We start from the raw sequence: 12,530 nt of genomic DNA, 5'->3' as shown, positions 1-12,530 counted from the left end.
TGGACGCCAAGTGAGGGTGCGGGCAGCGCGCTCTGCTAGAATCGCTCATCTTCAATTGCAGAGGTGCCCTCATGAGCGAGCCGATTCGCCTGACCCAGTACAGCCATGGCGCAGGTTGTGGCTGCAAGATTTCGCCCCAGGTGCTGGAGGTGATTCTGGCCGGCAGCGGCGCGCAGAACCTCGACCCGAAACTCTGGGTGGGCAACGCATCTCGTGATGACGCGGCGGTGTACGCCATCGATGACGAGCAGGGTGTGGTCTCGACCACCGACTTCTTTATGCCGATTGTCGATGATCCGTTCGATTTCGGTCGCATCGCCGCCACCAATGCCATCAGCGACATCTACGCCATGGGCGGTGACCCGTTGATGGCGATTGCCATCCTCGGCTGGCCAGTCAACGTGCTGGCGCCTGAGATCGCCCGGGAAGTGATTCGCGGCGGCCGTGCGGTGTGTGACGCGGCGGGTATTCCATTGGCGGGTGGTCATTCGATTGACGCACCCGAGCCGATCTTCGGCCTGGCCGTTACCGGGCTGGTGAAAAAACGCCACATGAAGCGCAACGACACCGCCACTGCCGGTTGCCTGCTGTACCTGACCAAGCCGCTGGGGATCGGCATCCTCACCACCGCAGAGAAGAAGGGCAAGCTGCGCGACAGTGACGTGGGCCTGGCTCGCGACTGGATGTGCACCTTGAACAAGCCCGGGAGCCGCTTCGGCAAGCTTGCCGGCGTGACCGCCATGACCGATGTCACCGGTTTTGGCCTGCTCGGGCATTTGGTGGAAATGGCCGACGGCAGTGCGCTGACCGCTCGCGTCTACTACGACCGCGTGCCGCGCCTGCCGGGGGTCGAGTACTACCTGGACCAAGGGTGTGTGCCGGGTGGCACCCTGCGCAATTTCGACAGCTACGCCAGTAAACTCGGGCGCGTCCAGGAACTGCACAAGCGGGTGCTGTGCGACCCGCAGACCAGTGGCGGCTTGCTGGTTGCCGTGACACCGGAGGGCAACGAGCAGTTTTTGGCGGTGGCCGCCGAGCTGGGGTTGGACCTGGCGCCTATCGGTGAACTGGTCGAGCGACAGAGCAACGCGGTCGAGGTGATTTGATGCCCGTCGATATCACCGATTACCGCGACATCTTTCTCAACGATCGACCCATGATGGACACCCGTGCGCCGATCGAATTCACCAAGGGCGCGTTTCCCGGGGTGGTCAACCTGCCGCTGATGACCGACAACGAACGTCAGCGCGTCGGCACCTGTTACAAGCAGCAAGGCCAGCAGGCGGCCATTGTCCTGGGGCACCAGTTGGTCTCGGGGGCGATCAAGGCCGAGCGGATCCAGGCCTGGGCCGATTTCGCGCGGGCCCATCCCGAGGGTTATCTGTATTGCTTTCGCGGAGGCCTGCGCTCGCAGATCGTCCAGCAATGGCTCAAGGATGAAGCGGGCATCGAATACCCTCGGGTCGGCGGTGGCTACAAGGCAATGCGTACCTTCCTGCTGGATACGCTCGACCAGGCTGTCGGCCAGTGCGATTTCGTCTTGCTCGGTGGCATGACCGGTACCGGCAAGACCGATGTCCTCACGCGCTTGAACAATGGCCTGGACCTGGAAGGGCATGCCAATCACCGTGGTTCCAGTTTTGGCAAGCGGGCGAGCGGGCAACCCTCCAATATCGACTTCGAGAACCGCCTGGCAGTTGATGTACTGAAAAAGCGCGCCAGGGGTATCGAGCAGTTTGTGCTCGAGGATGAAAGCCGCATGGTGGGCAGTTGCGCCTTGCCGTTGCCGCTGTATCAGGGCATGCAGCGTTTTCCGATGGTCTGGCTGGAAGACAGTGTGCAGGGGCGGATAGAGCGCATCCTGCGTGATTATGTGGTGGACCTGTGCGCCGAGTTTGTCGCGGTGCATGGCGATCAAGGCTTTGCGCAGTTTTCCGAGCGCTTGCTGGGCAGCCTGAACAACATCAGCAAACGTCTGGGTGGCGAGCGCCACCAACGGCTGTTCGGCTTGATGGAAGCGGCATTGGCCGAACAGGCACGCAGCGGTGCGGTGGACCTGCACTGCGGCTGGATCGAAGGGTTGTTGAACGAGTACTACGACCCGATGTACGCCTTCCAGCGCGAGAAGAAGGGCGCTCGAATCGAGTTCGCGGGCGAGCAGGCCGCGGTGCTTGAATACCTGCGCGAACGCAGCCGCCGACAGGCTTGAGAACAAGGCGCCGATCGTCCAGCGCCTTGCCCCGCGTGTCTTACAGCACCAGCGCGCCGATCAGCCCGCACATCACGCCGACCAGCATGGTCAGCAGGGCCACGGTCACCAGCACCCGGGTGTCGAAGTCCTTGCGCAGCATCAGCAGCGACGGCAGGCTGATGCTGGGCAGAGTCATCAGCAAGGCAACTGCCGGGCCGGTGCCCATGCCCAGGGCCATCATGGTCTGCACGATCGGGATTTCCGCTGCGGTGGGAATCACGAACAAGGTGCCGACGATGGCCAGCGGTACCAGCCACCACAAGTTGTCTGCCATCGCCCCGTCAACGTGGGGAAACAGCCAGACCCGTGCGGCGCCCAGCACCAGCACTGCCAGGACATAGACCGGAATAGTGCTCCAGAACAACTGCCACAGAGTGCGAATCCAGCGGCTGAGGAAGGGTTGCGAATCCGTGGTGCTGACGTTCGCCACGGCTTGCAGCGCGGCTTCCGGCACGTGCTCGGGACGGGAAATGCGCTGGGCCACCAGTGAAACTCCCAGTACCAGCACGAGGCCGGCCACCAGTCGCAGGGCGGTAAAGCCCCAGCCCAGGACAAAGCCCATGAACACCAGGGTTGCCGGGTTCAGCACCGGGTTACCGATCCAGAACGCCAGCGCGGCGCCCACCGAAACGTTTTGCCGACGCATGCCGGCGGCCACCGGGGCGGCACAGCAACTGCACATCATGCCTGGCAACGCGAACAGCCCGCCACGCAGGGTCGAGGCGAAACCGGCCTTGCCGAACAGGCGCAGCAACCAGTCCCTGGGGATCAGCACCTGCAGCAATGAGCCGAGAATGACCGCCAGCACCGCCGCTTTCCAGATCGCCAGGAAATACACCTTGGCGTAGGCCAGGGCGGCCGCCAATGGCGAGGTCTGCGCATCATTGAGAATCGAGGCGCCAATGCTGTGGTTGTCGGCAGCGACGAAGGCCTTGAAGTAGTACGGCGACCACTTGACGTAGTAGAGGCCGATGCAGGCCACCAACAGGAACAGGGCGGGCTTCCACCAGAACGACCAGCCCCGTGTAGGGGCTGCTAAGGAGTTGGACATGCGGGGGTTCCGGACAATAGAGACAAGGGGCGCATCATACCCCAGCCCGGTTTCCCCTGTAGACGTGAAGACCTGTGGGTGAGAAGCCGACCTGTCAGGTCGGACAGGCCTCATCCCCGTTGTCCAGCCCCTGCTTGAAGTGCTGGCTCTGCAAGGTGGCCTTGCCGTTATGCCAGGTCAGGGTCAGTACGTAGAGTGAGTCGAAGTCGCCGGACTGCCAGTCATCGGTAATGGACTGTTTGCCCCCGACAGCCTCTTGCGCCACTTTGTTGATCAGTTCCGGCAGGTAGCCGTGAGACCAGGCCGTATAGATAGTGGCGTTGTGGTACTTGTTGTGGAGCAGTTCGTCAGCCAGCTCGCTGGTGTCATTGGCCGAAAACTCGATGTTCACCGGCAGCCCCAGTTTGATGGCGCTTGGGCTGATGGTCATCAACGGGCGAATGTAGCTGTAGGAGTTATCGAGCTCGCCTTCCTCGACATTGCGGGTCGGATTGGCGGCAAAGACGAAATCGGCCTTGCCGAATTTCTCCGGCAGCAGTTGTGCCAGGTCGATAGCACGGTTCAGGCCCTGGCAATTCAATTGGCCGAGGCCGCCGGCAGGTTTTTCCGCGTGACGCAGGAACACCAGGGTCTGGGTGCCGTCAGCCGGCTGCGCACGGCTTTCGCTGGACTCAAGGGCAAGGAACAGGGCACCTGCCACCAGCAAGGCCGGAAAGAGCATCAAGGAGCGGCGCTTCAGGCGATGGGCGAGCTTGAATTTGTTGATCATTGAATAAAAGTTCTTCAGCACATTTGATTAAGGCTGACAAACCTTTCCATCGCGAGCAGCCTGCCTGGCTACGGATGGTTTTCCGTGTCGTGGAGCAAATCGTCTGGCACTAGGGCTGGCTTCAGAGTCTATTGAGGCCCGTTGGTTCGAATAAAGTTTGCGGGCGGCACTTTATCCGGGGTGCCCTGTGGGGCGTGTACCAGGTTAGCGACATAATGTTTCTGAATTAAGATGCTCCCCTTGCGACGCGCGGGTTTAAGCTAGCCGCGGTAAGGCCCGGCGTACGCCACGATCAAGGCCAGAGCTCAGTCATTTAATTGTCACTGGATGTTCATTATGACCGATTTGTCAGCATTTCCTATTACTGAAAAATGGCCTGCACAGTTCCCCGAGTGGATCCAGCTCTACTCCTTACCGACGCCTAACGGGGTCAAGGTCTCGATCATGCTGGAGGAGATAGGCCTGCCCTATGAGCCGCACCGGGTATCGTTCGACACTCAGGACCAGATGTCCCCGGCGTTCCTGTCGTTGAGCCCCAACAACAAGATCCCGGCGATCCTTGACCCGCACGGCCCTGGCGACCAGCCCCTGGCGTTGTTCGAGTCTGGAGCGATCCTGATTTACCTCGCCGACAAGAGCGGGCAGTTGTTGGCTCAGGAGTCGGCCGCCCGTTATGAGACCCTTCAGTGGCTGATGTTCCAGATGGGCGGTATCGGCCCGATGTTTGGCCAACTGGGCTTTTTCAACCGGTTCGCCGGCAAGGACTACGAGGACAAGCGCCCCCGTGACCGTTACGTGGCCGAGAGTGTGCGCTTGCTCAAAGTGCTCGACGAACGCCTGCAAGGTCGTGACTGGGTCATGGGCGAGCGCTACACCATCGCTGACATCGCCATTTTCCCATGGGTGCGTAACCTGATCGGCTTCTATGAAGCCGGGCATCTGGTGGAGATCAACAATTTCCCGAATGTACTGCGGGTGCTGGAGCGCTTTCTGGCACGACCGGCGGTTATTCGCGGCCTGGAAATTCCAAAGCCATGAATGGAACGCCACTGCCGTCGCGGCGGTGGCGTTTTTCAGCGTCCGGCAGAGCCAGTGTTCAGCGGTTGCTCGCCGCCAGCTTGAGACCAAAGCCTATCAGCGCCAGGCTAGCCACCCGGGTGGCGATCGTGCGGGCCAGGGGCAGTGTCTTCAAGCGAATCGCGGCGGCATTGCCCACCCATACCAGCGCCCCCTGGTAGAGGAAACTGATCAGTGTGATGTGCACCATCATCGCCACCAGGGTGACACTCGATGAACCCGGTTGGATGAACAGTGGGAAAAATGCCACGAAGAACAACATGACTTTCGGGTTGGTCAGGCTGATCACCAGTGCATTACGCAGATAGGTGCGCGCCGAGCGTTTCGGTTCCTCGCCGCCAGTATCGCGGGCGACCGGGCCGAACAACATGCCAAGGCCCATCCAGCACAGGTAGGCGGCACCGAACCATTGCAAACCGTGGAACAACATGGGGTTGGCATGCATGACCGCTGCCAGGCCTGCTGCGGCGGCAATCATGTAGGCCGCATCGCCCAGCAGGGTACCGATGACCGCGCCAAAACCCGCGCCGATGCCGTTGCGGGCAGTGGCATTGAGGATGGCAAACGTGCCGGGGCCGGGCATCAGTTGGAAGATCACAATGGCCGCGATGAAACTGCCGTAGTTCTGGATGTCGAACATGGGGGTACTCCGTATCCTTCGGGGTGTTGGGGTCGGCTTTGAGCCTAGCTCACCGGCAACACGGTGTCTGCTGGCGCGGGGGGCAACCCTGTCGGCGAACGTCAATTATTGCCAGATCTGTAATAAACTCTTCCGGAATGTGCATTTGTGTCGCAAGGGGGCAGGGGCATAAGCTTCCGGTCTTTGCGACCTTTGTCTTGTCCAGGCCGTTGGCCTCCTGCCAGGAAACCTCATGTCCAGTCAGTTCCCCGAAGCCCGTCCTCGCCGTTTGCGGCGCACCCCGCAATTGCGCAGCCTGTTCCAGGAGACCGAGTTCACCCTCAATGACCTGGTCTTGCCGATCTTTGTCGAGGAAGAAATCGACGATTTCGTGCCGATCACCAGCATGCCGGGCGTGCGTCGGATCCCCGAGTCGAAACTGGCCGGTGAAATCGAGCGGTATGCACGAGCGGGTATCAAGTCGGTGATGACCTTTGGCGTGTCCCATCATCTGGATGGCAACGGCAGCGACACCTGGCATGAAAACGGTCTGGTGTCGCGCATGGCGCGGATCTGCAAGGACGCGGTGCCGGAGATGATCGTCATGTCCGATACCTGTTTTTGCGAGTACACCGATCACGGTCATTGCGGCGTGATGCATGGCGCTGAGGTGGACAACGACAACACCCTGATCAACCTCGGCAAGCAAGCGGTCGCCGCGGCGCGGGCAGGGGCCGATGTGATTGCCCCGTCAGCGGCAATGGACGGGCAGGTCCAGGCCATTCGCCGGGCGCTGGATGCAGCCGGTTTCAGCCAGACCTCGATCATGGCCTATTCGACCAAGTTCGCCTCCGCGCTGTACGGCCCGTTCCGCGAAGCCGGTGGCAGTGCGCTCAAGGGGGACCGTAAAAGCTATCAGATGAACCCGATGAATCGCCGTGAAGCCGTGCGCGAATCCTTGCTCGACGAGCGGGAAGGCGCCGATGCGCTGATGGTCAAGCCGGCGGGGGCGTACCTGGATATTATCCGCGATATCCGTGAAGCCTCGCGCTTGCCGTTGGCGGCGTACCAGGTCAGTGGCGAGTACGCGATGATCAAGTTCGGTGCGGCCGCCGGTGCCATCGATGAAGAGCGCGTGGTGCGTGAGAGCCTCGGTGCGATCAAGCGCGCCGGCGCGGACCTGATCTTCACATACTTCGCGATGGACCTGGCCCTGAGCGGGATCTGAGCCGGCACTAACGGGTGCTCAGCAGAGGAACGGCCTGATCCCGTGGTCGCGAAAGTAGCGTTCGATGACTTTCGGGTCGGCCGACAGGTCGGCCACCGCCACGTAAGTGTCCGGTCGCAACAGGTAGAAACCGTTGCGCGCCAACCCGGCGGCTTCGTGGGCGGGCAACCAGTCGAACACCTGTAGCGCCAGACGATGTTCAGTGCACCAGGCGCGCATTTCGTCGCTGGTGTCACCGTACACGTGCACCTGCCAGTCCAGGCGGCTCAGGCTGGCGAAGTTGTCGGTGACGCCGTCTGGCACCCAGGGCAGGCGATCCCCGCCGAACACATGGCCGGCGTGCCCCTCGCTCAATGGCATCCCCCGATAGTTCAGGGTGATTTGAGACACGGTGCGAAACAGAAACTCTCGAGCCCGCTCCACGGACGCCATTTTCGGCAACAGGAAGGGCGCCAGGCGGGTACGCAGCAGGTCGGCGATCGGGCCTTCGGCGGTGACGAAGCTGAACACCCTGTCGGTGGTCGCCACCAGTCGGCGGGCAAAGGCCATGCGTTCGATCTCGTAACTGTCGAGCAACTTGTCGCTGGCCCCACCGTTGAGGACGGCGGCGAGTTTCCAGGCCAGATTGATCGCATCGCCAATGCCCGTGTTCATGCCCTGGCCACCCGCGGGGCTGTGGACGTGGGCCGCGTCACCGAGCAAAAAGGCACGACCCAGGCGGAACTCGTCCGCCACCCGATGGTGGACCCGGTAAGTCGAGAACCAGTTGACGGTATCGATTTGCACCTTCAGGTGATCCATGGCGCGACGGCTGATGTCTTCGAACCTGAGGGTTTCAGCCTGTTCCGCGCGTTCGTCGCGCACGGTGCCGATCAACCGGACACGGCCAGTGCCGGCGAGGGGGAACACGGCCAGGAAGTCGGCTTCATCCAGGTCCACATGCAGCTCGCCATTGAACGCCGGGCCGGAGCCATTGACGTCGGCGACATAAAACACTTGCTGGTACGTGCCGCCGGGAAAGCCGATGTCGAGTGCCTTGCGCACGGTGGAGCGAGCACCGTCGCAGCCGGCAAGGTAGCAGGCCTGGCAGCTGTGTGATTGACCGTCGGGCAACAGCAGTTGGGCGATAATGCCGCCGTCGTGCTCGCTGAAACCGGTCAACTCGGTGTCTCGCTCGACCTCCACGCCAAATTGTTCCAGACGCTCGATCAGCAACCGTTCGTGTTGATCCTGCGGGTAAATTTCCAGGAAAGCGTAGGGCGTCAGGTCCTTGCCGATGCTCGCCAGGGGCAGTCGCGCGGCGGGCACGCCCTTGACCCACATATTGACGGCGGGCACGGTGTGGCCGTTCTGCACCACGGCCTGGCTGAGGTCGAGCTGGCGGTACAGCTCAAGGGTGCGGGCCTGGACGGCCAGGGCGCGGGAGGTGGTGCCGGGGACGCTGGTCTTGTCGAGTATGCGCACCCGGACCCCGAGTTTGCACAGCCAAAGCGCCAGGACCAGCCCCGTGGGGCCGGCACCGATGATCAGTACGTCGCTGCGGTTCATAGCGTTGCCCTCGTAGGAGCGCTCCGTGCGACGCTGGCTTGAGATTTAGAAGAACGCCAGCGTCAGGTTCACGCTGACCCCGCCACCTTCCGGTCGGTTGACGGAATCAAACTCGGACACCCAGCGGCCATTGATGCTCGCCTGGGCATCGGAAAACTTGCCACTCCAGCCAATGTACGGCCCGACACCGGCCGAGTGTCCGCGAAAGCCGTTCAACTGGTCGGCAGTCGGACCTTCGTCGTCGGTCACCTGCTTGATCACGCCGCCCACCACCCCGGCCGCCCAGCCATTGCCAAGGCCATGGGTCCAGAGGCCATCAAGGCGAAAGATACAGCCGTTCTGGTAATCGGTGGCGTCGTTCCTGGTATAGAACTCGAACGCCCCCAGCAGGCTGAACTCACCGCCTTTCTCGTACAGGTGGGTGTAGGCCAGGGTCGGCATGAAGGTGTAGGTGTTCTGCCCGGCGTTGGCCAGGCGATCCTTGTCGTAGGCGCCGGTGGGCACATAGATCGGCAAGGACATCGCAATGTGATCGGTGGCGCTGAAGTGGTAACCGGCTGCAATCGGCGTGATCAGGGCGTCGGCAAACTGGGTGCCGTAGTCGGTTTCACGCACCGTATGGCCGCGTGGTCCGGTGAGGTCGACCTCGGCGTCGGTGTACTGCACGGGCAGGCCAACGGCCGAAGCAAAGTTCCAGCGACCCTTGCCGGTGTCCCAGATTCGAGTGATGTTGGTCATGGTATAGGAGACTTTCATCTTCAACCCGCTACCCACTTCGCCGCGCACCGGTGCTGGCTTGCTCTTGCTCAGTTCACCGTCGTAATAGATGGAGGTCGCCGACACCACCCAGCCAGGCTCCGGTGGAATGATCCCGGCGTTGGTGTAGATGATCTGGCCGGTAATCGGCCTGCCGACACTGCCCTCGGTAGCCAATACGTAGGGACTGCCACTGAACAACAGCAACGCCAATGGCAGGCTGGCGACCGGCACTCTTTTCATGCGGGCTCTCTTGATTATGCGTTTTATTGGAGGTGAGGTGCCACACGGCCGATTTGCCTCGAAGCGGATCCCTACAGTTTAGATCCGGCTGTCCGGCATTACCCTTTCCAGGACCGGGGCTCAGCGTTGAGCAAATGCAAGGTGTAGGCCCAGCGCGGCGAAGGTGGCGGCAAAGCCGCGACGTAGCCAGTTCTGGACGCCGGGGGATTCAATGACGGCGGTGCGAAAAATGTGGGCCAGTAAGCCATAGATCACAAACACTGCAAAGGTCATGAGCATGAACACGGCGCTGAGTGTCAGCATCTGTAGCGACGCCGCAGGACCGCCTGGCGTGATGAACTGCGGGAGAAATGCCAGGAAGAAAATCGTCAGCTTGGGGTTGAGTACATTCAGCAGGCAGGCCCGAAGCATGATGTGTGCAGCGCTGCGGGTCACGGGGACATCGGTCACGGCAAAGGCTGAGCGATCGCGCCAGGTGGCATAGGCCAGGTACAACAGGTAGGCGACCCCGGCGAATTTCAACCCCTGAAAGGCCAGCGCGCTGGTATGCAGAATCGCCGACAGCCCCAGGATCGAAGCCATCAAGTGCGGCACGATACCGGCGGTGCAGCCCAGTGCGGCATACACACTGGCTCGCTTGCCCGCGCTCAGTCCGGTGGACAGGGTGAACACCACGCCGGTGCCGGGGATCAGGACAACAATCAATGAGGTGATCAGGAAATCCAGGGTCAGCATCGCGTCGAACTCCTTCAAACGTTTGGGTGTCAGACAGCCACGAATCAATCTCTCAGTGAAGAGCACGGGTGCTTGCATTTCCACCGGGAAAACCCGGAGTGTAGGCGCCAGCGTTTCACCCGGTATGTCAAAAGGACCCTTGAACCTCCCATGCACTGCAAATCATTGATCACCGGCCTGACGGCGCTCTTGCTGCTGGCGGGTTGCGCGAGCCAGGCCCCTCGGCAGGCGGTGCCGAAACCGGCCCAGGTCAAAGCGCAGATTGTCCGCTTGTTACCAGCCAGGACCCTTGACCGTGAAGGCTGGGCCAATGACATCTATACAGCGTTCGCGGAACAGAAGATCCCTGCCACCACGCAGAACCTCTGTTCAGTGCTGGCCGTGACCGAGCAGGAGTCGACGTTTCAGGCGGACCCTGTGGTTCCCGGCCTGGGCAAGATCGCCCGGGACGAGATCGATCGACGCGCTGCCAAGGCGCACATCCCCAACCTGTTGGTGCGGGGTGCCTTGCAGGTCAGCTCGACGAACGGCAAGAGCTACAACGACCGGTTGAACGCGGCGCGCAGTGAGAAAGAACTCAGCGCCATCTTCGATGACTTCATTGGCCGGGTGCCGATGGGGAAAAGCCTGTTCGACGGCTTCAATCCGGTGCATACCGGAGGACCGATGCAAGTCAGCATCGCGTTTGCCGAGCAGCAGGCGCGCAGCTATCCCTATGCGGTGGACGGTTCGATTCGACGTGAGGTGTTCTCCCGGCGCGGCGGCATGTACTTCGGCATCGCGCATTTGCTCGGCTACCCGGTCAATTACAGTCAGCCGTTGTACCGCTTTGCCGATTTCAATGCCGGTTGGTACGCCAGTCGCAACGCGGCTTTCCAGGCGGCACTCAATCGTGCGACCGGTAGTTCACTGGCGCTGGATGGTGACCTGATCCGCCATGGCTCAATCATGCCGGGGACAACGGAGTTGGCGGTACGGAGCCTGGGTAAGCGCCTGGACATGCGTAACACGACCATTCGCGATCAGCTGGAGCTGGGGGACAGCCTGGCGTTCGAAGACAGCAAGCTCTATAAGCGGGTGTTCGAGCTTGCACAAAAGGCTCAAGGCAAATCACTGCCCCGGGCGGTATTGCCGGGAATTGAATTGCAAAGCCCGAAAATTACTCGAAAACTCACCACGGCCTGGTTCGCCAAGCGTGTCGATGAGCGTTATCAGCGTTGCATGAAGCGAGCGTCTGGCGCGTAAGGGCGGGGCAGGCAAGAAAAAGCCCGGCGGTTCAGGCCGGGCTTTTTGTCCTGTACTGCGGGACTGCAAGTCATGCGCGGTTCTGGGTCAGGCGATCGGAGCCACCCTCGGCGACGCGGTTCTGTTGCAGGCGATCGGAGCCACCTTCGGCGACGCGGTTCTGTTGTAGACGATCGGAGCCACCCTCGGCGACGCGGTTCTGTTGCAGACGATCGGAGCCACCTTCGGCAATGCGATTCTGGATCAGGCGATCCGAGCCGCCTTCGACAATTACTGGCTGGAGCTGGGTGTCGATGGCCGGTTGTGCCTGCGAGGCGGCAAAAGCGTTGGCGGCCAGTACCGAGAAAGCGAGGCTGAGAATGATCTGGCGTTTCATGGTGGTGTGCTCCGGGGTGTTGTGGGTAGGTATGGAGCAGATGTTACGCGTCAGGATTTTTATGAGAACTTCATTGGGTCGATGGTGAACATCGATGGCATTGATGGGGTGGGAGTGATGACGTACCTGTCGTTGATGGCGTTGGGCAGGGTGGGCAACTCTTGGACGTATCCTTCTATATAGGTAGTCGAGGTTTCAGGGGGGGGGCGGCTTTACTGATAGAAACCCTGAATTAGCAGTTGACGGCGAATTTTATCTGTCTATAATCCGCCCCACTTCCGGCGCAGTCGAAACGGAAAGCTCCTTGGTAAACAATGAGTTATGAAGTTTTCGGCAGCGGGTTGCTTCAGGTCATCGAAGCCAAAAGGAAGTTGAAAAAGAGGTGTTGACAGCGGTGTGTAACACTGTAGAATCCGCCTCCCGCTGACGAGAGATCGAAAGCGCAAGTGATTGAAGTTGCAAAGGATTCTTTGAAAACTTCTGAAAATAACCACTTGACAGCAATAGAGGCTGCTGTAGAATACGCCGCTCGGTTGAGATGAAAGATCTTAACCAACCGCTCTTTAACAACTGAATCAAGCAATTCGTGTGGGTGCTTGTGCAGTCAGACTGATAGTCAACAAGATTATCAG

Annotated in this window: 12 protein-coding genes; 5 read left to right on the top strand and 7 right to left on the bottom strand. The window is 60.8% G+C overall.

Annotated elements, in window-relative coordinates:
* Positions 1–71 precede the first annotated feature (71 nt).
* Positions 72–1,106 (top strand): selenide, water dikinase SelD, encoded by a 1,035-nt coding sequence (gene selD / locus CKW07_RS03505; protein WP_095143627.1) that lies wholly within the window; start codon positions 72–74, stop codon positions 1,104–1,106.
* Positions 1,106–2,209 (top strand): tRNA 2-selenouridine(34) synthase MnmH, encoded by a 1,104-nt coding sequence (gene mnmH / locus CKW07_RS03500; RefSeq protein WP_095143626.1) that lies wholly within the window; start codon positions 1,106–1,108, stop codon positions 2,207–2,209. Before selD ends, mnmH begins: the two co-directional genes overlap by 1 nt.
* A 40-nt stretch (positions 2,210–2,249) precedes the next feature.
* On the opposite strand, the gene CKW07_RS03495 is transcribed toward mnmH, so the two are convergent.
* Positions 2,250–3,302, bottom strand: a complete 1,053-nt coding sequence (locus CKW07_RS03495) for a permease (protein ID WP_095143625.1) — start codon at positions 3,300–3,302, stop codon at positions 2,250–2,252.
* 94 nt (positions 3,303–3,396) lie between these two features.
* Entirely contained in the window at positions 3,397–4,071 is a 675-nt protein-coding gene (locus CKW07_RS03490; protein ID WP_095143624.1) for a histidine phosphatase family protein, read from the bottom strand.
* Positions 4,072–4,407: 336 nt separating this feature from the next.
* Between CKW07_RS03490 and CKW07_RS03485 the strand changes: the two genes are divergently transcribed.
* The gene (locus tag CKW07_RS03485; RefSeq protein ID WP_095143623.1) at positions 4,408–5,109 is read left to right on the top strand and encodes a glutathione S-transferase family protein; all 702 of its coding nucleotides are present in this window, start codon (positions 4,408–4,410) and stop codon (positions 5,107–5,109) included.
* A 58-nt stretch (positions 5,110–5,167) separates the two neighbouring features.
* Here the strand turns inward: CKW07_RS03485 and CKW07_RS03480 are convergent, their stop codons facing one another.
* The gene (locus tag CKW07_RS03480) at positions 5,168–5,788 is read right to left on the bottom strand and encodes a LysE family translocator (protein ID WP_095143622.1); all 621 of its coding nucleotides are present in this window, start codon (positions 5,786–5,788) and stop codon (positions 5,168–5,170) included.
* Between the two features lie 232 nt (positions 5,789–6,020).
* Here CKW07_RS03480 and hemB point away from each other — a divergent pair, with 232 nt between their 5' ends.
* The gene (gene hemB, locus CKW07_RS03475; protein ID WP_095143621.1) at positions 6,021–6,995 is read left to right on the top strand and encodes a porphobilinogen synthase; all 975 of its coding nucleotides are present in this window, start codon (positions 6,021–6,023) and stop codon (positions 6,993–6,995) included.
* Between the two features lie 18 nt (positions 6,996–7,013).
* On the opposite strand, the gene CKW07_RS03470 is transcribed toward hemB, so the two are convergent.
* From CKW07_RS03470 to CKW07_RS03460, 3 genes are all read right to left on the bottom strand, one after another.
* The gene (locus tag CKW07_RS03470; protein ID WP_095143620.1) at positions 7,014–8,543 is read right to left on the bottom strand and encodes an FAD-dependent monooxygenase; all 1,530 of its coding nucleotides are present in this window, start codon (positions 8,541–8,543) and stop codon (positions 7,014–7,016) included.
* 45 nt (positions 8,544–8,588) lie between these two features.
* On the bottom strand, positions 8,589–9,542 hold the full coding sequence (locus CKW07_RS03465; protein WP_095143619.1) for a transporter: 954 nt from the start codon (positions 9,540–9,542) through the stop codon (positions 8,589–8,591).
* A gap of 120 nt (positions 9,543–9,662) precedes the next feature.
* Complete coding sequence (locus tag CKW07_RS03460; protein ID WP_095143618.1) at positions 9,663–10,277, bottom strand: LysE family translocator; 615 nt, start codon at positions 10,275–10,277, stop codon at positions 9,663–9,665.
* A 150-nt stretch (positions 10,278–10,427) separates the two neighbouring features.
* Here CKW07_RS03460 and CKW07_RS03455 point away from each other — a divergent pair, with 150 nt between their 5' ends.
* Positions 10,428–11,522, top strand: coding sequence for a DUF1615 domain-containing protein (locus CKW07_RS03455; RefSeq protein WP_095143617.1), 1,095 nt, complete (start codon positions 10,428–10,430; stop codon positions 11,520–11,522).
* Positions 11,523–11,592: 70 nt separating this feature from the next.
* On the opposite strand, the gene CKW07_RS03450 is transcribed toward CKW07_RS03455, so the two are convergent.
* Positions 11,593–11,898: a hypothetical protein gene (locus CKW07_RS03450; RefSeq protein ID WP_095143616.1), complete on the bottom strand. Its 306-nt coding sequence runs from the start codon at positions 11,896–11,898 to the stop codon at positions 11,593–11,595.
* Between the last annotated feature and the right edge of the window lie 632 nt (positions 11,899–12,530).

Source organism: Pseudomonas sp. Irchel s3b6, from assembly GCF_900187415.1.
Classification (GTDB): domain Bacteria; phylum Pseudomonadota; class Gammaproteobacteria; order Pseudomonadales; family Pseudomonadaceae; genus Aquipseudomonas.
This window is presented reverse-complemented; position numbering and strand designations above follow the sequence as displayed.

What these genes read in the sequence shown, in the direction of transcription:
- selD (WP_095143627.1), top strand. Translation starts at nt 72, where the DNA reads ATGAGCGAGCCGATTCGCCTGACCCAGTACAGCCATGGCGCAGGTTGT.
- mnmH (WP_095143626.1), top strand. Translation starts at nt 1,106, where the DNA reads ATGCCCGTCGATATCACCGATTACCGCGACATCTTTCTCAACGATCGA.
- CKW07_RS03495 (WP_095143625.1), bottom strand. Translation starts at nt 3,302, where the DNA reads ATGTCCAACTCCTTAGCAGCCCCTACACGGGGCTGGTCGTTCTGGTGG.
- CKW07_RS03490 (WP_095143624.1), bottom strand. Translation starts at nt 4,071, where the DNA reads ATGATCAACAAATTCAAGCTCGCCCATCGCCTGAAGCGCCGCTCCTTG.
- CKW07_RS03485 (WP_095143623.1), top strand. Translation starts at nt 4,408, where the DNA reads ATGACCGATTTGTCAGCATTTCCTATTACTGAAAAATGGCCTGCACAG.
- CKW07_RS03480 (WP_095143622.1), bottom strand. Translation starts at nt 5,788, where the DNA reads ATGTTCGACATCCAGAACTACGGCAGTTTCATCGCGGCCATTGTGATC.
- hemB (WP_095143621.1), top strand. Translation starts at nt 6,021, where the DNA reads ATGTCCAGTCAGTTCCCCGAAGCCCGTCCTCGCCGTTTGCGGCGCACC.
- CKW07_RS03470 (WP_095143620.1), bottom strand. Translation starts at nt 8,543, where the DNA reads ATGAACCGCAGCGACGTACTGATCATCGGTGCCGGCCCCACGGGGCTG.
- CKW07_RS03465 (WP_095143619.1), bottom strand. Translation starts at nt 9,542, where the DNA reads ATGAAAAGAGTGCCGGTCGCCAGCCTGCCATTGGCGTTGCTGTTGTTC.
- CKW07_RS03460 (WP_095143618.1), bottom strand. Translation starts at nt 10,277, where the DNA reads ATGCTGACCCTGGATTTCCTGATCACCTCATTGATTGTTGTCCTGATC.
- CKW07_RS03455 (WP_095143617.1), top strand. Translation starts at nt 10,428, where the DNA reads ATGCACTGCAAATCATTGATCACCGGCCTGACGGCGCTCTTGCTGCTG.
- CKW07_RS03450 (WP_095143616.1), bottom strand. Translation starts at nt 11,898, where the DNA reads ATGAAACGCCAGATCATTCTCAGCCTCGCTTTCTCGGTACTGGCCGCC.